Here is a 20,525-nt window from a genome sequence, read left to right on the forward strand (position 1 = left end):
GATGCCCATGGCTGACCGGCTGAAGGACCTCTTCGACGAGCGGTGCGTCCGCTCGATCGCCCGCAACCTCCGCTCGGCGCACCCTGGCCTCGACGAGCGCGGCTTCACCCGCGACTGCCTGGCCGGCCTCTCCGATCTCGAGCTGACGGGCCGCGCCTCCCACATCGCGGACGTGATGCACCACCATCTTCCGCAGCCCTTTCCGGAGGCAGCTCGGGTGATCGTCGCCTCCCTCGGGCCCGAGCTCGATCGGAGCGACGTGTTCGGCCTCGCGCCGCTGCAGTACATGCCGCACGTGTTCTATGTGGCGAAGCGCGGCCTCGATCACTTCGAGGACGCGATGACCGCGCAAGTCGAGCTGACGAAGCGGTTCTCCGCCGAGTTCAGCATCCGCGCGTTCCTGACGAGGTACCCCGACGCGACGCTCCGCCGGCTCCGCACGTGGGCCGTGGACCCGAACGTCCATGTGCGCCGGCTCGTCTCCGAGGGGACGCGCCCGCGGCTGCCGTGGGCCCCGCGGCTCCGCGCTTTCCAGCAGGATCCGGGGCCGGTCATCGAGCTGCTCGAGATCCTGAAGGACGATCCGGAGCGCTACGTGCAGCGCTCCGTCGCCAACAACATCAATGACATCGGCAAGGACCACCCGGACATCGCGGCGAGCCTCTGCCGGCGCTGGCTCGACGGCGCGCCGCCCGGGCGGCAATGGATCGTGCGCCACGCGCTGCGCTCGCTCGTCAAGAAGGGTGATCGCGGCGCGCTCGACGCGCTCGGCTTCGGCGCGGCGCCGAGCGTCGCGATCGCCTCGGCGGCGCTGTCCCCGCGCTCGGTGAAGCTCGGCGGCGAGCTACGCTTCTCGTTCGAGCTCGCGTCGACGGCCCCGCGCGACCAGGAGCTGATCGTCGACTGCGCCGTGCACTTCGTGAAGGCGAACGGCGCGACGCGGCCAAAGGTCTTCAAGCTGCGGAAGCTCGTCTTGCCGCCGTCGGGTCGAGCCGAGATCACCGGCAAGGTCTCCTTCGAGGAGATGACGACCCGCCGTCACTATCCTGGTCGCCACAGCATCGATGTGATGGTCAACGGCGTGGCGCACCCCCTCGGGCAATTCGAGGTGTGCCGGTGACTCGGGCGCCGCGCAGAGCCGTTGCGCGGGTCGGGGTCCGCGTCTATGAGGCGGGAGATGAAGGACTGGGAAGCGCTCTTCGCAAAGAAGCTCGAGGAGACCGACCTCGGCAAGGATCCGGCCCATGATCTGGCGCACTTCGCGAGGGTGGTCGCCACGGCCAAGGCGCTCGCGGCGGACGAAGGGGCAAGGCTCGAGATCGTCGTCCCCGCGGCGTGGCTGCACGATCTCGTCAACGTCCCCAAGAACGACCCCAGACGCTCCCAGGCGTCGCGGCTCTCCGCGGAGGAGGCGCTGCGGTTCCTGCGGAGCGTGGAGTACCCCGAGGCGTTCCTCCCCGACATCGCCCACGCCATCGAGAGCCACAGCTACAGCGCGGGGATCGAGCCGACGACCCTCGAGGCCAGGGTGGTCCAGGACGCCGACCGCCTCGACGGCCTGGGGGCGATCGGGATCGCCCGCTGCTTCGCCGTGGGCGGCCTGCTCGGCGTGCGGTTCTACGATCCCGGGGATCCGTTCGCCGAGCGGAGGCCGTGGGACGACCGGGTGAACGCGATCGACCACTTCCACGTGAAGCTGTTCAAGACCGCCGAGAGCCTCACGACGGCCGCAGGGCGCCGCGAGGGCGCGCGACGCGCGGAGTTCATGAGACAGTACCTCGCTCGCCTCGCGCTGGAGATCGGCGGCGAGATGGGGCCTGACGTGAGCTGACGTCAGTTGACGCCAACTGACGTCAGTTGACGTCAGACCGCGCCGGCGACCGTCACCGCGGCCGCCACGGCGACCGGGATCGTGAAGTTGTCGTCCATCCGCGTGGAGAACAGCTCGGTCGCCGCCCCGGCCAGGCCCGCGACGGCGGCCAGGAGGAGCCGCGAGGAGAGCGACGCCGGGCCGAGCGCCCACATCACGGCGAGGGCGCTCAGCGCGCCCGCCGCGAAGAAGGCGAGCGTGCCCTCCAGCGAGCGGCCGTCGCGCAGCCGCGTGCGGCCGAAGCGGCGGCCGATGAGGGCCGCCGCCGGGTCGGCCACCGCCAGCACCACCACGGCGAGCGACTGGCTCAGCCGCGTCCCGAACAGCGCCAGCAAGAAGAGCGCTGTCACGTACCAGGTCGACGAGTTCACCCGGTAGCGCTCATGCGGGTGCGCCACGAGCCGGAAGACCCCCATCAGCCGCTCATTGACCCGCTCGCTGACCCGGCGGGCGATCTCCATCGACCACACCGCCACCACGAACGCGCCGCTCGCGGCCACGAGCCAGACGCGCTCCGGCAGGAGCTGGATCAGCCCGAGCACCAGGAGCCCCATGCCCACGTGCCACAGGCTGCGCACATGGTTCGTCGGCCTGACGCTCGGCGGCGCGGCGACCACGCCGCGCAGCGTCAGCAGCAGCGACTCGTAGGCAGGCTGCACCTCTCGCTGGAACGCAATCCACGCCGCCTTGGGCGAGGGTGTTCCGGTCGGGGTCGCCCGCTCGACCGCCGCGAGCAGCACGCGGAGCCGCTCGCGGAGCCGCTCGATCCTGCCCCCGGCATCGTCGCGCTCGGCCGCCACGACGAGCTCGCGGAGCCGCGACGCTACCCGCTCGACCCGGGCGCGAACCTCGGGTTCGTCATGGAAGACGAAGACCGCGGGATCGACCTGACGCAACAGTACGCAGAGCTCTTCGGAGACGAGCTTGGTCTCGATGTGCAAGGCGTGAATCACGTTGGGTTTTGCGAAGATAATCCCCGGGGGTCGGGCGCCATGTCAGCGCTTCGTCATACCGGCACCCCGCGCGTGAGCTGGCTCGCGGCGCCAGCCCTGCATGAGTCCGCACCACACGAGCTCGCACCCCACGAGCCGGCGCTGCACGACGCACCGCGCGAGTCCGCACCCCACGAGCCGGCGCCGCACGACGCACTGCGCGAGTCCACACCCCACGAGCCGGCCCTGCACGACGCGCCGCGCGAGCCGACCCGACGCCGTCCAGGTCCTGGAGCCGATCGCGGGCGCGACAACCACCCTCCTGCCCACCCCGCGGCGACCGAGGGAACCGCTCGGCTCGCCTCGCGAGGACGCATGACACGGCAATTCATGGATTCATGCAATGCGCCAGCAAGGATTGCTTCTCTATTCCATTCTGGTGTCGGCGCCGCGTGACTCGCGCTCTGCGGAGCGCCCGGACGAAATCGCATGAGAGGCGCCTTACGACGCCGGACAGGGCGAGAGCCGTCGCGCTTTCCCTGCGCGCACGCTGGGGCTAGGTTGCCTCGCGCCGCGGATTCGACGGGTGGGCGCGAGGCGCCCGGGGAGGCAGCGCGCGACCTACCCGCACGCAGCCGGTCATGCGTCGTCCCCTCGGAGTCGGAGAATCGATGAATATGAAGGTCTCAGTTCGGTACACCGCGCTATCGCTCGCGCTGCTCGCAGGCCCCATCGCCCATGCGCGGGAGCGCCCGAACTACGACGCATACTTCAAGGCCCCACCCGCGCCGCCCGTCCGCGCGCGCGTCATCGACGTCGACGAGCGCGCGTCGACGACGCGCGCCGTCGTGGCGTCGACCGATCCGCAGCGCGGGGTGCCCACCTTCGTGTGGGCGACGTCCCCGGGCCACCGCCCGCCGGCCGCGACCCACCCGACGCCCGAGGCCGCGGCCCGGTGGTACGTGCAGCGGTACGCGCGCCTCTACGGTCTTCCGCAGGCCGCGCTCGATACGGCCGTGGTGCGCCACGTCCACGACACCGGGCGCGGCGGCATCGTCGTGACGCTGGGCCAGGACGTCGACGGGATCCCGGTCTTCCGGAGCGGGCTCAAGGTGCTCATGAAGCGCGACCTCGGGCTCGTCGCCCTCGCGGGCAACCTCCACGCGTCGGCCGTCCCCCTGCCGCCCGGCGCCGCCTCGCCGGCGGCCGGCGCGCTCCGCGGCCGGGCGTTCTCCGGCTCGCCGGCGCAGGCGGTCGTCCGCGCCCTGCGCGACGCGCACCGCATCGACATCAAGACGGCCGACCTCCGCGAGCTCGGCGAGGCGAAGGGCGGGTATCGGCTCTTCGACATCGCGGACACCGATCACGCGCGCCAGCGCGCCGGGAGCCTGCGCTTCACGCAGCCGGCGCGGGTCAGGAAGGTGCTCTTTCCCCTGCCCGACCGGCTCGTCGCCGGCTACTTCGTCGAGCTCGTCTCGGGCGACGCCGGCGGCACGAGCTCCGCGGCGTACGCCTGGGTGTTCGGGGCCAGCGACGGGCAGATGCTCTCCCGGGAGAACCTCTCCCACGCCGCGTTCGACTACCGGGTCTGGGCGGAGGAAGGGGGCGATCACACGCCGCTCGACGGCCCCCTCGCGGATCTCTCGCCGCACCCGACCGGGCGGCCCGACGGCCAGGTCCCTCGGTTCGTCGCGCCGAGCCTCATCTCCATCGATGGCTTCAACACGAACCTCGACGGCGGGGCCGATCCGTGGCTGCCGGCCGACGCGACCTCGACCCGCGGCAACAACGTCGACGCCTACGCGGACCACAACGCGCCCGACGGGTTCTCCAGCGGCGATATCCGCGCGGCGCTCTCGGGGCCGGGCTCGTTCGATCACCTCTATGACCCGCTCGCCGATCCGCTCGCCACGCCCGGGCAGACCATGGCGGCCGTCACCCAGATCTTCTACGTCACGAACTGGCTCCATGACTGGTACTACGACTCCGGCTTCACCGAGGCCGCGGGCAACGCCCAGCGCGACAACCTCGGCCGGGGCGGCCTCGACGGCGATCCGCTCCTCGCGGAGGCGCAGGACGACGCGACCGGCGGCAGCCGCGACAACGCGAACATGGACGCGACGTACGACGGCGCGTCGCCCCGGATGCAGATGTACCTGTGGTCCGGGCCGGATCAGCGCTCGCTGAGCGTCACGCCGCAGAACGCCAGCTACGCGTCGAACACCGCCCTGTTCGGGCCCCGGCGCTACGAGGTCACCGGCGAGCTCGCCCTCGCCCAGGACGGCGCCGAGCCCCGCGGCGACGGGTGCGGGCCGATCACGAGCGACGTGGCCGGCAAGATCGCCCTCGTCGACCGGGGCGGGTGCACCTTCGCCGAGAAGGCGCAGAGCGCGCAGGCGGCGGGCGCCATCGGCGTGATCATCGCCAACAACCGGGAGAGCGACGGGGCCCCGCGGCTGTCCGGCGAGGCCCCCGAGGTGACGACCCCCGCCCAGAGCGTCTCGCAGGAGGACGGCAGCGCGCTCAAGGCGGCGCTCGCCGCCGCGGACGCGCCGCTCACGGTCACCATGACTCGCGAGCCCGGCGTCGAGCGCGACGGCACGATCGACAACACCATCGTGGCGCACGAGTGGGGCCATTACATCCACCTCCGTCAGGTCGCGTGCGGCACGAAGATGTGCGGCGCGCAGAGCGAGGGGTGGGGCGACTTCATCGCCCTGCACATGGCGCTGCGCGACGGCGACGACCTCGACGGCGTCTTCCCGCTCTCGAGCTACGGGAGCGCGGCGCTCGGCGACAGCTACTTCGGCATCCGCCGCGCCCCCTACTCCGTCGACTTCACAAGGAACGGGCTGACGTTCAAGCACATCTCGGAGGGCGCCCGCCTCCCCGACCACCCGCTCAGCTCCTCGTTCTCCGACAACTCCGAGGAGCACAACGCGGGAGAGGTCTGGGCGAGCATGCTGTTCGAGGCCTACGTCGGGCTGATCCGGCACGGCAGCGGCCTGACCCCGCCGCGCGCGTTCGAGCAGACCCGGCGGCGGATGAGCGATTACGTGGTGGCCGGCATGCAGCTCGCGCCGGTGAGCCCGACGTACACCGAGCAGCGCGACGCCCTCCTCGCCGCCGCGCTCGCCAGCGATCAGGGCGACTTCCTCGCGCTGGCGGAGGCGTTCGCCCGGCGCGGCGCCGGCACGTGCGCCGTGTCCCCGCGCGCGGACTCGCACGATTTCTCCGGCGTCGTGGAGAGCTTCGGCGTCCAGCCCGAGATCTCGCTGGTCCGGGCGGAGATCGATGACAGCGCCGGCTCCTGCGACCGCGACGGGCTGCTCGACGCGGAGGAGTCCGGCACGATCGCGATCGAGATCGTCAATCGCGGCGCGGCGCCCCTGACCGGGGCGGTGGCGTCCATCGAGGCGCCCTCCGCCGGGGTGACGTTCCCGGACGGCGCGCGCGCGTCGTTCGGTGACATCGCGCCGTTCGCGACCGGGATCGCGACCGTGGCGGTGAAGCTCGACCGGACCGTGGCGCCCGCCGAGGACCTCGAGCTCAGCCTGACGCTGAAAAGCGCCGCGGCGTGCACGCCGGTGCGGGTCGAGGCCCTGGTGCGCCGCGTGAACTTCGACGAGCTGCCGGCGTCCTCGGCGGTCGACGACGTGGAGGCGCAGCGCACGACCTGGCGCGTCGAGGGGCTCTCCAGCGAGCTCGTCTGGTCGCGCGCCGAGGGGACCGCGCCGAACCGCGTGTGGCGCGGCGTCAACCTCGGGAGCGTGTCCGACACGGCGCTTGTGTCGCCGGCCCTGGAGGTCAGCGAGTCCGAGCGCTTCGTGCTGACGTTCGCGCACCGGCACCGGTTCGAGACGAGCGACGAGACGTTCTGGGATGGCGCGGTGGTCGAGATCAGCGCCGACGGCGGCGCGACATGGCGGGACATCGGGAGTCGCGCGCAGCCCGGCTACACCGGGAGGGTCACCGTCGAGTCGGGCAATCCGCTGGGCAGGCGGAGGGCCTTCGTCGGCCAGAGCCCCTCGTGGCCCGAGGTCGACCACGTGGCGATCGACCTGGGGACCGCGTTCGCCGGGAAGACGGTGCAGGTGCGGTTCCGCGTCGGCACGGACGCGGCCGCGGGCGACGCCGGCTGGGAGCTCGATGACATCGGGTTTGCGGGCCTGAAGAACAAGCCGTTCGCGACGGTGGTCGAGGACACCGCCTCCTGCCAGGGCGGGCCCGTGGCCGACGCGGGGGCGGACCAGGCGGTCGCGATCGGCGAGCTCGTGACGCTCGACGCCTCGGGGAGCTCGGACCCCGAGGAGGACACGCTGACGTTCTCCTGGGTGCAGACGGCGGGGCCCGCGGTCGAGCTGACCGGCGAGGGCGCGCGGGCGACCTTCGTGGCGCCCGAGGTCGCCGCGACGACGGCCCTGGCGTTCGAGGTGACGGTCAGCGACGGCATCCTGGAGGCGACCGACCAGGTCAGCGTGGTGGTCGATCTGGCGAAGGAGCCGGAAGCTGAAGGCGAAGGCTGCGGGTGCGCGATCCCGGGGGGCGCGCCGCCCGGGCCGCTGGCCGCGCTCGGGGCCGCCGCGGCGCTCGCGGCGTTTGCGAGGCGGCGGCGCGGCGGTGGCGCCGCGTGAGCGATGAGCCATGAGCCCGGCGGCTAACATGTGAGGCGGAAGTTTCACCCATTGACGCCCGCGGCCCGGTCCCCCACGGTGGCCGATCAGCATGGGACTCAGCAACGCTCCGCCCGCCTCTCCCGTCGTGACGGCCGATCAGGCGCTGGAACGCCTGATCGAGGGCAACCGGCGCTTCGTGGACAACGTCCGCGGCGAGCACGTCATGATGGGACAGCGGGCGCGGGCCGCCCTCGTGGAGGGGCAGCAGCCCTTCGCCATCATCCTCAGCTGCTCGGACTCGCGGGCGCCGTCGGAGCTCATCTTCGACCAGGGGCTCGGGGACCTGTTCGTCATCCGGGTCGCGGGCAACGTGGTGGCGCCCTCGCTCGTGGGCAGCGTGGAGTTCGCCGCCGCCGCCTTCGGGACCCGCCTTGCCGTGGTGATGGGCCACTCGCGTTGCGGCGCCATCGACGCCACGCTGAGCGAGCTGCTCCACGAGGACAACGGCGGCCCCCTCACCGACAACATCCGCGATATCGTCGAGCGCTGCCGAGCTCCCGTCGAGACGGTGGTGAGCGCCGCCGGCCGCCACGCCGACAGGAGCTTTCTCCTGCGCGAGGCGGTCCGCGCCAACGTGCGCAACTCGTGCGATCACCTCCGGCACGGCAGCCGGCTTCTCGAGCGGCTGTGCACCGAGGAAGGCATGCTGATCGTGGGCGCCGAGTACGCCCTCGAGACCGGCAAGGTGACGTTCCTCCCGCGCCCGTGACGAGCCGGCGCGCCTCGTCGCTGCACGCCAGTCGGCGACTCGACGCATGAGACGAGATCACCTGATAAGGCCGCTGCGGAGCAAGCGATCCGAGATCAGGGTTTGGCGCGGCTCCGGCGCAAGACGAGCGGGAGCGACTCGAACCCGAGCGGCATGATCGCCCGCGTCTGCCGCAGCGGAGGCGCCTCGCCGGGCGTGATGGACTCATAGCAGTCGAGGAGCGCGTTCAGGGCGATCCGCGCCTCCATCCGCGCCAGCGCCGCGCCCATGCAGAAATGGGTCCCCTGCCCGAACGCGATGTGCTCCACCGGAGGCCGGTCGAGCCGGAACGCGTCCGGCGCCTCGAAGACGGCCGGATCCCGGTTCGCCGCGCCGAACACGACGTCGACAAGGTGTCCGGCCGGTATCGTCACGCCGCTCACGTCCACCGGCCGCGTGGCGACGCGCAGGAGGCGCTGCACCGGGCTCGAGTGGCGCAGCGTCTCCTCGATGATCGGCTCCACGAGACGCCGGTCCTGCTGCGCGCGCCGGTAGAGCTCGGGCCGCTCGGACAGGAGGTGCGCCATGTTGCCGATGAGGTTCGTCGTCGTGTCGTTGCCGGCGACGAGCAGGCCGACGCAGAAGCCGACCGCCTCGGGCGTGTCGAGGCGCGCGCCGTCGATCTCGGCCTCCACGAGCGCCGAGATGAGATCGCCTGACGGCGCGCGCCGTCGCACCTCGAGCTCCGCCGCGAAGAAGTCGACCATCGCCTTACCGCGGCTCGCGCGCTCCTCCGCCGGTATACCGCTGTAGGACATCACGGACTCGGACCAGCTCCGAAATTGCACATAGCGCTCCGCCGGGATACCGAGCAGGGTGGCGATCACCATCATCGGCAGGGGCATCGCGTAGGTGCCCATGAGGTCTGACGGCCCGTCGCCCGTCGCTTCGAGCAGCGAGGCGGCGAGGCGGCCAATCCACGGCTCGAGCTCAGCGATGCGCCGCGGCGTGAACGATCGGCTGACGAGCCTGCGGAGGTGGGTGTGCCGGGGCGGATCGTCGTGCAGCAGCGTGATCCGCGGCAGGACACGGATCTTGTCCGTGACGTTCGACGAGAACGTCTGGGGATCCCGCAGCGCGGCGAGCACCTCCGCGTGGCGCAGGAGCGCGTAGGCATGGATTGGCTCGTCGAGGCCCGCCGCGCCGCCCGCGGGCACGCGCGCATAGAGCACCGGAGATCGCCCGCGCAGCGCGTGGTACGCGGGGTAAGGATCGGCTATCACCGAAGGCGCGGAGAGATCGATCGGCTCGGGCGAGGGGCTCGGGGCGGTCTCGGTTTCCATGTCAAGCTCACAGCGGCGGAGCCGCACTTCCGGACAGCACATCCAAGCGGTTCGTGGAAGTCAAGTCCTTTCCCCTGGCGAAACGACAGCATAGGTGATCCCATGAAACTCCGGGCGGCGTCCGCTCGATCATCGACGTGAGGCACCGTCGTGAGGCACCGTCGTGAGGCACCGTCGTGAGGCACCGTCATGATCTCGTCTGAATCCCCCTCGCCTCGCGAGCGCTTCCGGGCCGAACGGATTGAACAGCATCCTGGACGCCGATCACGAACACACATCGGGAATGGCCTTAGCGCGAGTTCCGGATCTACCCGGCCTCAGCCGGAGATGTGCGGCTTGTAATCTCCCAATGCAAGCTGGAACCCTCGCTGGGATCGAAGCGTTTGCACATCTCCGAGCGCTCGTCATCGCGCTCGCGGGTCCTGAGAGGGGTGAGTCTGCTGACGCCGATTCTTGGTCAAAATCATGCGCGATCCACGGCCCCTACGAACGAGGTGAGCACAGGTAGGAGGCCTGAATCGGGCTTGGGGGAGGGCAACATTCGTCATGACACAGCATTACACGAGTACACGCGACACGTGGGAGGCAGCCTATCTCTACTCCCCCGAGGCGCTGTTCGTAGCGAATGTCGACGGCACGCTGTCGCACTGGAGCGAGTCCTTCGGCCACACGGTCGGGCACGCGGCCACGCCGGGGACGGCGTTCTTCCAGCTCTTCCACGACGACGACCGGGAGGCGGCCCGGGCGAAGTGGTCCGGGCTTCTGGAGGCGACCGGGTCCGTGGAGCTCCGCGGGCGGGTGATGACGGCGGGGAACGTGTATGCGTCCTTCTCCTGCGTGCTGCGCAGAGCGCCGCACGGCCAGGCGGTCTACGGCTCGCTGCACGCGACGTCCGGCGCCGACGATCACCCCGCAGCCGAGCCCGGGAAGGGAGAGGACGCGGACATGCTCCGCGCCCTCTCCGACAACCTCCCTGTCATCGTCTGGTCATGCGACGCGGCGGGCGTCATCACCCGCCACGACGGGAAGGGCCTGGCGGGGCTCGGCCTCAAGCGGGGGCAGCTCGTCGGGACGAACCTCTTCGACGTCTTTGCCAACGCTCCCGAAGGCACGGAGAACGTGAGGAGGGCGCTCCGCGGGTCTCCCTCCCATTCCATGAGCCACGTCCCCGGCAACAACTCGTTCTGGGAGAACTGGATGGTGCCGATCCAGAGTCCGCTCGGAAACGTCGAGTCCGTGATCGGGCTCTCGCTCGATGTCTCGGAGGCGAAGAGAGCCGAAGAGGAGCTCCGACTACGGCTGTTGCAGATCCAGAAGCAGCAGGAGGTCATCGGCAAGCTCTCGACGCCCATCATCCAGGTCTGGGACGGGGTGGTCGCGCTGCCCATGGTCGGCGTCGTCGACAGCGCGAGGACCGCCGACGTCATGCAGAACTTGCTCGACGAGATCGTCCGCACCAGCGCGCGGTATGCCATCCTGGATCTCACGGGCGTCGAGATGGTGGACACGCAGGTGGCGAATCACCTGCTCAAGCTCGTGAACGCCATCCGGCTCCTCGGCGCGGACGGGATCATCTGCGGCATCAGGCCGTCGGTCGCGCAGACGATCGTCGAGCTGGGCCTCGATCTGAACAGCATGGTCACGCGGTCGAACCTGCGGGCTGGAATCATGTTCTGCATCAACCAGATGCGCCAGCTCGCGTCCGCGTCGGCGACGAACGGCGCTGCGGGCCGCTGAGCCGCGGCCCCTCCCCTCCTGCTTGCGCGCCATGCTCTCCCTGGGTCGAACCGACCGAGACAGCTTCCCCACCGCGGCCGGAGAGCTGCCGGTGATCGGTCACCTGCCCGTCCTCCACCGGGACGCCGTCGGCCTGCTGCGCCGCAGCAGGAGCGCGCTGGGTCCGCTCTTCTGGGTCAACCTCGGGTTCGCGCAACGCCGGCTCTTCTATGTCGGCGCCGACGCCATCGATCTCCTGCGCGCGCCCGAGGTGGTCATGGACCATCCGGAGCACCTGAAGGGGATCGTGGGCCGCTCGATGGCTGGGCAGGACGGGCCGCCGCACCGGCACATGCGCTCGGCCATCAACCCCTCGTTCTCCCCGCAGGGGTTCGCCAAGGAGGCCTCCGCCACCATCGCCTCCACGTTCGCCGCGAAGATCGATGCCTGGCTCCAGCAAGAGAGCTTCGCGGTCCATCCCGCCATGCGGGATCTGACCCTCGAGATCATCTTTCGAATCTGCGGGGTCCCGACAGAGGATGTGCGCGCCTGGAGCCGGGCCTATCGCGAGCTGTTCCTGGGTGTTTACCCGATCCCGGGTCGTCTGCCAGGCATGCCCGCGTACCGCTCGGATCGTGCGCGCGCCTGGATAGACGACCGCCTGCGGAAGCTCCTTGCGCTCGCTCGCGGGGGCGGCGCCGCGGGTTCCCTCGTCGAGAGGCTCTCGAAGGCTCGCGACGACGAGGGCGTGCCCCTGTCGGACCAAGACATCGTCGACAACCTTCGCGCGATATTGCTCGCCGGGCACGAGACCAGCGCCTCCATCCTGGCCTGGATCGTCATCGTCCTGTCGCGCCGGAGCGAGGTGTGGAGCGCGCTCTGCGACGAGCACGCGGCCGCGCCGGACGCGTCCGTGCCCATGTCCGCGAGAGCGGCGGACCGGCTCCCCGTCGCCAACGCCATCTTCCGGGAAGTCCTGCGGATGTACACGCCGGTCTGGTCCATCTTCCGGACGGTCACCGAGACGATCACGCTGAACGGTAAGCGCATCCCTCGAAATACGCCGCTGGCCCTCAGCCCCGCGCAATTCGGTTATGATTCATCGCTGTTCCCGGACCCCGATCGCTTCGATCTGAACCGCTGGAGAGATCGCTCGAGCCCGCCGGGTCCGCTGGAGCTGGCCTCGTTCGGCGGGGGGCCGCACTTCTGTCTTGGATACAACGTGGCTTGCATCGAGGCGCTCCAGCTTCAGTTCCTCCTCGTCCGGGCGTTGCGCCGCGCCGGGCTCGTTCCACACTTGGAGGGCGCTTCACCGAAGCACGTGTACTTCCCGACCGGGCATCCGACGGCCGCGACACGGGTCGCCTTTCGTCGGTGCTGAACGGGCAAAGATCGAGCGCCCATTGCATCCAGCCATTGGCCGCGATCTCCGACGGGATGACGCTGCTCACCATCAACACCGTCGCCGGCGGCAGCCGGCCCTCACCGGGTGGATCAGCACATGAACACCTCGCCGCATTCGAGTCCTTCCGATCGCGCTCTGGCCGTTCTTCGCGAGCTCGTGGCGAAGCTCGGGCGTGGCGGAGGTCTCGTCAGCCCGTCGGTGTACGACACCGCCACCGTGCTGATGTTCGATGTCTTTCCCGATGCCAGGGCGAGCCTCATCCCATGGCTCCTGGATCAGCAGCGGTCGGATGGGGGCTGGGGGCTGTCATCGGTGCCGCGCGCGCGCGATCTCCCGACGCTGGCGTCGCTCGTGGCCCTCCATCCCTGCCGCGAGCTCATGCCGCAGGTGCGCCGCGCCTGCGAGGGGGGCCTTGCGTTCCTGCGCAACCAGGCAGCGCATTGGGGGACGTCCTTGCCGGACGACATCCCTGTCGGGCTGGAGCTGCTCATGCCCAGGCTCCTCGACCGGGCCTCCTCGCTCGGCCTCGGCGTCGATTGGGGCCCGTACAGGGCGCTCATTGCGCTCGGCGAGCGGCGCCGGGCCCTGATCGGCAAGGCCCGGCCCGCGGCCGGCAGCGCGGCTTCGCACTCGTGGGAGGGCTGGGGGAGCGGCCCCTCGCCCGACCTCCTCGACGTGAGCGGCGGCGTCGGGCACAGCCCCGCGGCCACGGCCGCCTGGCTTCACGCATCCCGGGACAAGGCCGGCCTCGCGGGCGCACGAGCGGCGGCGCGCGAGTACCTGCTTCGAGCGAGCGACGCGACCGAGGTCGGGATCCCCGGCGTCGTCCCGACGGTGTGGCCCATCCGCCGATTCGAGCAGACCTGGGTCCTGTATGCGCTGCGGGCCTTCGATCTCCTCGACCATCCCCGGCTCGGCGACGTGGCGCGGCCGCAGCTGCTCGACCTCGGCGCCGCGCTTCGCCCCGAGGGCATCGGCATGAGCGACGCGTTCACGCAGGACGGCGACATCACCTCGACGGTCATCGCCACCTTGGGAGAGCTCGCCGCGCCCCGCGCCATCGAGACGCTGCGGCGCTTCGAGCGAGGCGGGATGTTCATCACGTACGCGAACGAGCTGCAACCCTCGCTCACGACCAATGCCCACGCGATGCACGCCCTCGCGTCCCGCGGGGAGAAGGCGTCGGAGCCGGCGCGGTACCTCCTCGAGCGTCAGCAGCCGGACGGGCGGTGGGTCGGCGACAAGTGGCACAGCTCGTGGCTTTACACGACAAGCCAGGTCATCCTGGCCCTCTCGCACGAGGGGCAGCTGCCCGCCGTGAAGCGCGGCGTGGAGGCGCTGCTGCGCGCCCAGCGCGGCGACGGCGGCTGGGGAGCCGGCGGCGCGCCCACCGCGGCAGAGACGGCCTACGCCGTGCTCGCGCTCCGCGCCGCCCGAAGGAACCGCGAGCTCGAATCGATGGCGCGGGGCGCCTGGCGACGGGGGCGCGACTGGCTGATGTCGAACCATGACGTCGGCGCCGGCCAGGAAGATCTCCGCTGGATCGGCAAGGAGCTGTATTGCCCTGCGCGGGTGGACCGCGCGTGGGTCCTCGGCGCGCTGCTCGTGTCGCAACCGTCATGGGAAAGCTAGACGATCTGATGGAAAGGACGTGGCAGAGCCACGTCTTCGGCGATTCCTACCCGACCGCCGTCGGCCGTCGCGCGCTCTCCGAGAGGATGCGCGCCGTCCACGCGAGGTTTCTCGAGAGGTTCCGCCCGATCGTCCAGGGCGCCTTACCCGACCTCGATCCGGAGCACGTCGAGCGCGTCGTGCGCCAGATCGGCCCCAAGGCGACCGCGTTCTGCGCCGCCATCGCGATCGAAATCGAGGAGGTCGAGCGCCTCGCCGAGGTCTCCATCGTATTTGGGCTCCTGTTCCTGTTCGATGGCCTGATGGATGACGGGGACCTGGCGATGGTGGCCGCGACGCACCGGTTCATCGAGGTTCACGCGCCGCGCCTGCACGTTCCCGCGGCGAACGACGCGGAGCAGCTGGCGTCCGCCGTCCTCCGGAGCGAGCTCGACGCGGCCAGGGCGCCGCGCCCCGATCCTGCCCTCGTCGCGGCGCGCGCTCGACCTCTCGCGGAGGTGGCGCGCCTGCTGCGTCGCCTGAGCTCTCCCGAGGACGCGGGCGCGCTCATCGAGTCGCCTGTCGCCGGCTTCCTGAGCCATGGTTCCGCCATGCGGCAGCTCAGCCTGCGTTATCTCGAGCGCGAAGAGGGTGCGTTCTGGGACGACCACGCCGACGATTTCGTCGCGCATGCGATCGGGAGCATTCAGACGGCCGGGACGGTCGCCGTCGTCTACAGCCTCTACCGGAGCGCGAGCCCCGAGCTCCCCACGATAGGACAGGTGCTGGCCGCCCCGGCGATCAGGCGCCTGTGCGAGCGGTTCGCCGACGCGGCTTCGCGCATCTTCGACGACGTGGGAGATCAGGACGTCGATCGGCGCTCGGGCCCCCGGGGCCGGTTCGATCTCAACCTCTTCAACCATCCGAACCGGAGGCTCGTCGAGGCCACCCTGCGGTTCGTCGGCGTCGATGACGAGGACGTCGTCGCGGCGACGCTGCGCGACCTCGCCGCCGACGACAGCGCCGGGGATGGCCGCGTCGTCGAGCGATTCGTCGACGTCGTGCGCGGCGGCGTGGCGAGCTTGCCGGCGGAGTGCTGGCGCGACGCGGGCGTGTTCCTGATGCTCCTCAAGAGGATCATCGAGTCGGGCTACGTGAACACGCTGGGCGACGCTGCGCTCGCGGAGTGACGCCGCGGCGCCTGGCGCGCCGCCCGGCGGAGCGTCGCTGCCCAGGGGGCGCTCAGGAGAGCGCCCTCGCCATGGCGGCGATGCGCTCGGCGCCGGCGGGGCTGAGCTCGCCGAGCGCGCGGACGAAGTTCGGGTGGGTCATGCCCGAGCCGAGGAACGTCCAGCGGTAGGAGCGCTGCTGCGCCTCGAAGATCTCGGCCTTCTCGGCCTCGGCGAGCGTGCGGCCGGCGGCGCGCTCCAGGGCCTCGATGTCGAGCCTGGCCTGCGCGGCGAGGCCGCCGTCGAGCATCGTGCCGATGGATACGTAGTCGTCGAAGGCCCGGGCGATGCCCTCCGGCCCGGCCTCGCGGGCGAGCTTGGCGACGAGCAGCGTGTCGACTTTGGCGTGCTGGGCCTCCTCCATCCAGTGGTGGCGGAGCAGGCTCGAGAACTGCGGGTCGAGGCCCTCGGCGTCACCCTCCTTGACGCTGTCGAGGTAGTGGCGCTGCGTCATCCACTCGAGGTGCAGGGTCACCATCGCGACGCCGAGCGCGCCGTGCTTCAGGATCGCCGCCGCGACGTCCTTCGCGGGGCCGATGGCCCCGCACTCCGCGCCGAAGCCGCGCGCGAACTCCGCGGAGAACCGGCGGAAGAGGTGGATGTGCTTCGCCTCCTCGTCGGCGAACGTGACGAGCGCACGCACCTCGACCGCGTCGGCGCCGTGGACCGCGGTGCGCGCCTGATCGAGCACGAACGGCAGGATGAACTCCTCCACGAAGCCAAAGAGGTAAAGATAGCTGTTGCCGCGGATCTGGTTGAGCAGGAGCTTCTCTCGCGCGCTCAGACAGCGGATCGACGCCGTGCCCGCGAGCGACTCCGGCAGGAAGGGCCTCGAGAAGTCGAGCTGCTTGTCGCCGCCGATGATGTCCTCGACGCGCCAGGTGATCTTGTGTGAATCCGCCAGGGCCGCCTCGTAGGTGTAGCTGTGCGTGAGCATGATTCCTCCCTTTCCTGGTCGAGCCGCTCGGCGTCGCGCGAAGAGCAGCAGAACGAGAGCACACGAGCGCTCGCCAGACGTCAAGGCGCGCCGGCGTCCGCCTACCCGCGCGCGGCCGCCAACCGCATCTCGTGCCATGTGGTCAATCCGCTCCTCCCTCATGCGCTCACCGCCCCCTGGCGCGCGCTCGCCGGATCGCCGATCCTCCCTGCCCCATGCCAGCCTCCACGATCGCCCTCCTGACCGGCGGCGCCGACAGCTCGTGAGCGCCTCCCCCACGTCCGCCCCTCGCGCGGCGCGGCCGGCGCGGGGACAGGCCGCTGCGGGCGCCCGCGCCCTCCGCGAGCGCGCCCTCCTCCATCTCTCCATGGGCATGCTCGGCGAGGCCCGCTCGGATGCGGGCGAGGCGCTCGCGCTCGTCGAGCGGGAGCTCGGGCCCGCCGACCCGGAGGCAGCCGGCGCGCTGCTCGTGCACTGGCGGATCGCGGCGGCGTCCGGCGACCCTCGCGCCGCCGAGGCGCACGCGCGCCGCGCCGTCCTCGTGCTCGCGCGGGCGCGGCGGGGCGGCGAGGTCAAGCGGCTCCGCGTCCACGCATGGCTCGCCCTGGCCGCGACCGCGCGGCTCCAGGGGCGCTACGCAGACGCGGCGGCGCGCGCCCGCCACGCGCTCCGGCTGGCCGAGGCCGCCTTCGGCGCCCGCGACCTCGAGGTCGCCGCCTGCCTCAACGAGCTGGCGATGAGCTGCAAGTACCGCGCGCGCTTCGCCGAGGGGGCGCGGCTGTACCGCCGGGCGATCCGCGTCCTCGAGCGGGTGCACGGGCCGGATCACCCCGATCTCGCACCCCTGCTCCACAACCTCGGCGGGCTCGAGCACGCCCGCGGCCGGGCGGCCCGCGGAGAGCCGTTCGCGCGCCGCTCCGTGGCGCTGCGGGAGGCGGCGCTCGGGCCCGAGCACCCGCTCGTCGCCGAGGACGCGGCCGCGCTCGCGGCCATCCTCGACGCGCAGGGCAAGCGCGGCGAGGCGGCGGCGCTTTACCGGCGAGCGCTCGCCATCTTCGAGCGCGCGTACGGCCCCGCGCACCACGAGGTCGCGTTCACCACGAGCAACCTCGCCGCCCTCCTCTACGCCGAGGGCGAGCTCGACGCCGCAGCGCGCCTGTTCCGCAAGGCGATCGGGACGATGGAGGGGCTCCTGGGCCCGACCCACCCCGACCTGGCGATGGCGCTCAACAACCTCGGTGTGCTGCGCCTCCGGCAGGGCAAGCGGGCGTCGGCGCGCCGGCTGCTGGAGCGGGCGCTATCCATCTACATGGCGACGCTCGGCCCGGGCCACCCGACGATCGCGGCCTGCCGGGAGAACCTGGCGGAGGCGGGTCATGCCGGCTCGATCGTGGCCTGACGAGCACCACGCCGCGCGGTCGCGGCGGATCGAAGCGCGGCGCGTCGCTGGCTCTGGCCCTCGGCGCCGCGCGACGGCTCACCGCGAGCGTCGCCTCGACGGCGCCGAGCCCGTGGTCCGCGCCTGCCGCGCGGCCTTGCGCACGGCCCTCGGCTTCGCGCCGCCGGCCCGGAGGAGCGTGCCGTTGTGGTTGACGCCGATGGGGGCGACGGCGCTCAGATTGCTGCTGGCAAAGGGCGAGGACGGCCCTCCGCATGTGATGCTGAACGTCGCGGTATAGGTCCCCGGCGACCCTGGCGCAGTGAAGGACACGTCGACGTTCCGCTGGCCTTTGAAGGAGACCGGGCAGTTCGAGACGCCGAAGTGCTGGCTCGAGACGCTGCACTGGCAACCTGCGAGGGTCACCCCTTGGCTGTCCACGGTGACCGTGCGCCAGGCCGTCGTCTGCGGCTGAACTTGCCCGAAGTCACGGAGCGCCGGGCTGGACGCCAGCGCCTGCTCCGCCTCGCCGAGGGCGTCTTCGCCTCCCTCGTTCTCGACGCTCTCCACCACGCAGCCCGCGGTTCCCAGGCTCGCGAGCAGCAGCGTCCCGACCATCACACATGAATGTTTCATAAAACCTCCGTCGATGGACTCCACACAAGACGTGCGGGGCCCCAACGACCAAGGCGACGATCGCCGCCGGGCCTGGCGCAGAGCCCCTCTCGGAGCCGCCCCAGCAACCGGTGCGCCAGCGACCGGTAACGCACGGCCCCGCCGCTGCAGCCGCTCGACGTGGATCTCCGTGGCCCGAGCGGCCGGCCGATCCTGCCGAATCGGGCCCATTCGTCTGACGCAGCGGAGCGCGGAGCCCAACCCCATCTCCGATGGGCGACCGTGACATGTCACGCCGCGACCGTGACATGTCACGCCGCGATCGTGACATGTCACACCGCGATCGTGACATCGCAGACAGACGCGGCGCGACGCGCGACGAGGCGCCCTGCTGGCATGGAGCGACGACGCGAGTCGCCCGTCCTCGGCCGCCCGGCAACGGGAGGCCCTTGGATCTAAGGAGGAGGCGGAGGCGGCGGATCCTGCTCCGGGCGCGCCTGCCGCGGGGCCCACAGCGGGTAGTCGACGCCGGCGAGGCGATTGATGACGATGGCCTGGAGCGTGAGCAGGACGACCCCGCCGAGGAGCACGAGGAGCATCGGGGGCCGGGACAGGATGCCCAGCGAGACGATGAGCGTGGTCGCGCCCGCGGGAGGGTGTGGCGCGCGGGCGAGCACCATGAGGCCGGCCGTGAGCCCCAGCGAGAGCGCCGCGGCGATGGCGCGCGGCAGGGTCACCCCGGTCGCTGTCGCCGGACCTGCGTGCGTGAGCCCGGTAACGAGCAGGCTCATGTACGCGACCGCAATGCCGATGCTGTGCCCAACGATGGTGGTGCGCGGCGCGGCCGACGCCGCCGTGGGAGTGTAAAAGAACAGGAAGGCCGTTGGCCCGAGCGACGGAAAGACGAAGGGCGACTTCGTCACCACGGCGAGGGCCGCCATCAGACCGATGCTCACGAACCCGTTCACGCAGCTGAAGACCGCGAGCACCGGTATCTTGGCGTAGCGCTGGAGGAGCCACGGGAGCCTGAGGCGCGTGAAGATGCCGCGCACCACGTCCGTCATCTCGCCGCCGAGCGGGTGCCGCGGCGAGATCGGGCCGTAACCGCGCCCGTTTCCCCACAGCTCCGCCGCCGCGGGGGTCGATTGCCTGTCTCTCTCTGTCATCCTTCGTTCCTTGCGGGCGGGCCGCGCGTCCACGCGGCGCGCGCGCGCTTCCGCGTCTACACGCTCGCCGACGGGCGCCACGGCCAGCGCACCACGATTCTACCCCGGGCTCCGCGAGATGGATCGGGGATCTCGCCCGGCGCGCTCGGGCCCGCCGCCCAGGGCAGCGTCAGAACTTTTCCACCGACGGGCGCACGTCGATCTCGTGGGTCCAGGCGCTCGGCGCCTGGGCGTGGAGCTGGAAGTAGGTCTCCGCCAGCGCCTCCGGCGATAGCAGGGTGTCGGCCTTCCTCCCGGGCACCATCGCGCGCACCCGCGGGGTGTCGATCAGCCCGTCGATGACGACGTGCGCCACGTGGATGCCGCGCGGGCCGAGCTCGCGCGCGAGCGACTGCGCGACGGCGCGCAGGCCGAACTTGCCGACGGCGAGGGACGCGAAGCGGGCACCGCCGCGGAGCGAGGCGGTGGCGCCCGTGAAGAGGATCGTCCCCCGGCCGCGCTCGAGCATGCCGGGCAGCGCCGCCTGCGCGCTCACGAAGCCGCCGAGGCAGCTGATCTTCCAGTCGTCCTCGAGCTCTCGCGGCGTGAGCTCCAGCGCGCCCGCCACGCGGAAGGCGCCGGCGTTGTAAATCAGCACCTCGACCGGCCCGAGCGACGCCTCCACGCGCGCGAAGGCCGCCGCGACGGAGGCCGCGTCGGTGGCGTCCCCCGGGACGCTCAAGGCGCGCCCTCCGGCTCCCTCGATCTCCCGCTGCACGGCCTCGCACGCGGCGGCCGTCCGGGCCATGAGGCCGACGGAGAACCCCTCGCGCGCGAAGCGCCTCGACACAGCGGCCCCGAGTCCGGGGCCGACGCCGACGACGACCGCTGCCTTGTTCGAGCTCATGAACGCACACCCTCCCGCCGGCCCTCGCGCCGGCGAACCGCGGCAGCGTATAGCCTGCCCTGGCCCGCGCGAA

General features: G+C 71.5%; 15 protein-coding genes. 9 read left to right on the plus strand and 6 right to left on the minus strand.

Annotated features, from left to right (window positions below; genetic code table 11):
- The first annotated feature begins 7 nt into the window (after positions 1-7).
- The gene (locus WME97_RS25230) at positions 8-1,120 is read left to right on the plus strand and encodes a DNA alkylation repair protein (protein WP_437540707.1); all 1,113 of its coding nucleotides are present in this window, start codon (positions 8-10) and stop codon (positions 1,118-1,120) included.
- A 57-nt stretch (positions 1,121-1,177) separates the two neighbouring features.
- Complete coding sequence (locus WME97_RS25235; RefSeq protein WP_437540709.1) at positions 1,178-1,831, plus strand: HD domain-containing protein; 654 nt, start codon at positions 1,178-1,180, stop codon at positions 1,829-1,831.
- A 32-nt stretch (positions 1,832-1,863) separates the two neighbouring features.
- Here WME97_RS25235 and WME97_RS25240 read toward each other — a convergent pair whose 3' ends face one another.
- Complete coding sequence (locus tag WME97_RS25240; protein ID WP_437540711.1) at positions 1,864-2,811, minus strand: diacylglycerol/polyprenol kinase family protein; 948 nt, start codon at positions 2,809-2,811, stop codon at positions 1,864-1,866.
- Positions 2,812-3,479: 668 nt separating this feature from the next.
- Between WME97_RS25240 and WME97_RS25245 the strand changes: the two genes are divergently transcribed.
- Both WME97_RS25245 and WME97_RS25250 read left to right on the plus strand, forming a co-directional pair.
- Positions 3,480-7,436, plus strand: a complete 3,957-nt coding sequence (locus WME97_RS25245; protein WP_437540713.1) for a M36 family metallopeptidase — start codon at positions 3,480-3,482, stop codon at positions 7,434-7,436.
- 91 nt (positions 7,437-7,527) lie between these two features.
- Positions 7,528-8,187, plus strand: a complete 660-nt coding sequence (locus tag WME97_RS25250; RefSeq protein ID WP_437540715.1) for a carbonic anhydrase — start codon at positions 7,528-7,530, stop codon at positions 8,185-8,187.
- A gap of 95 nt (positions 8,188-8,282) precedes the next feature.
- Here WME97_RS25250 and WME97_RS25255 read toward each other — a convergent pair whose 3' ends face one another.
- Positions 8,283-9,509, minus strand: a complete 1,227-nt coding sequence (locus WME97_RS25255) for a cytochrome P450 (RefSeq protein WP_437540717.1) — start codon at positions 9,507-9,509, stop codon at positions 8,283-8,285.
- Between the two features lie 546 nt (positions 9,510-10,055).
- Between WME97_RS25255 and WME97_RS25260 the strand changes: the two genes are divergently transcribed.
- The 4 genes from WME97_RS25260 (at position 10,056) to WME97_RS25275 (ending at position 15,431) form a co-directional block, all read left to right on the plus strand.
- Positions 10,056-11,246, plus strand: coding sequence for an STAS domain-containing protein (locus WME97_RS25260; protein ID WP_437540719.1), 1,191 nt, complete (start codon positions 10,056-10,058; stop codon positions 11,244-11,246).
- Positions 11,247-11,277: 31 nt separating this feature from the next.
- A complete protein-coding gene (locus tag WME97_RS25265; RefSeq protein ID WP_437540721.1) occupies positions 11,278-12,606 on the plus strand; it encodes a cytochrome P450 in 1,329 nt (442 codons plus the stop codon).
- 120 nt (positions 12,607-12,726) lie between these two features.
- The gene (locus WME97_RS25270) at positions 12,727-14,262 is read left to right on the plus strand and encodes a hypothetical protein (RefSeq protein WP_437540723.1); all 1,536 of its coding nucleotides are present in this window, start codon (positions 12,727-12,729) and stop codon (positions 14,260-14,262) included.
- Positions 14,250-15,431: a hypothetical protein gene (locus WME97_RS25275; protein WP_437540725.1), complete on the plus strand. Its 1,182-nt coding sequence runs from the start codon at positions 14,250-14,252 to the stop codon at positions 15,429-15,431. The genes WME97_RS25270 and WME97_RS25275 overlap by 13 nt, the downstream gene beginning before the upstream one ends.
- Before the next feature lie 52 nt (positions 15,432-15,483).
- Here WME97_RS25275 and WME97_RS25280 read toward each other — a convergent pair whose 3' ends face one another.
- Positions 15,484-16,407: a hypothetical protein gene (locus WME97_RS25280; RefSeq protein ID WP_437540726.1), complete on the minus strand. Its 924-nt coding sequence runs from the start codon at positions 16,405-16,407 to the stop codon at positions 15,484-15,486.
- 367 nt (positions 16,408-16,774) lie between these two features.
- Between WME97_RS25280 and WME97_RS25285 the strand changes: the two genes are divergently transcribed.
- Entirely contained in the window at positions 16,775-17,806 is a 1,032-nt protein-coding gene (locus WME97_RS25285; protein WP_437540728.1) for a tetratricopeptide repeat protein, read from the plus strand.
- A 78-nt stretch (positions 17,807-17,884) separates the two neighbouring features.
- Here the strand turns inward: WME97_RS25285 and WME97_RS25290 are convergent, their stop codons facing one another.
- The 3 genes from WME97_RS25290 to WME97_RS25300 all read right to left on the minus strand — a co-directional run bounded on the left by WME97_RS25290 (position 17,885) and on the right by WME97_RS25300 (position 20,452).
- A complete protein-coding gene (locus tag WME97_RS25290; RefSeq protein WP_437540730.1) occupies positions 17,885-18,421 on the minus strand; it encodes a hypothetical protein in 537 nt (178 codons plus the stop codon).
- 434 nt (positions 18,422-18,855) lie between these two features.
- Positions 18,856-19,566 (minus strand): HPP family protein, encoded by a 711-nt coding sequence (locus tag WME97_RS25295; RefSeq protein WP_437540732.1) that lies wholly within the window; start codon positions 19,564-19,566, stop codon positions 18,856-18,858.
- A gap of 169 nt (positions 19,567-19,735) precedes the next feature.
- The gene (locus tag WME97_RS25300) at positions 19,736-20,452 is read right to left on the minus strand and encodes an SDR family NAD(P)-dependent oxidoreductase (RefSeq protein ID WP_437540733.1); all 717 of its coding nucleotides are present in this window, start codon (positions 20,450-20,452) and stop codon (positions 19,736-19,738) included.
- Between the last annotated feature and the right edge of the window lie 73 nt (positions 20,453-20,525).

The sequence above is a fragment of the Sorangium sp. So ce367 genome (genome assembly GCF_051520455.1).
Classification (GTDB): Bacteria; Myxococcota_A; Polyangia; order Polyangiales; family Polyangiaceae; genus Sorangium; species Sorangium cellulosum_B.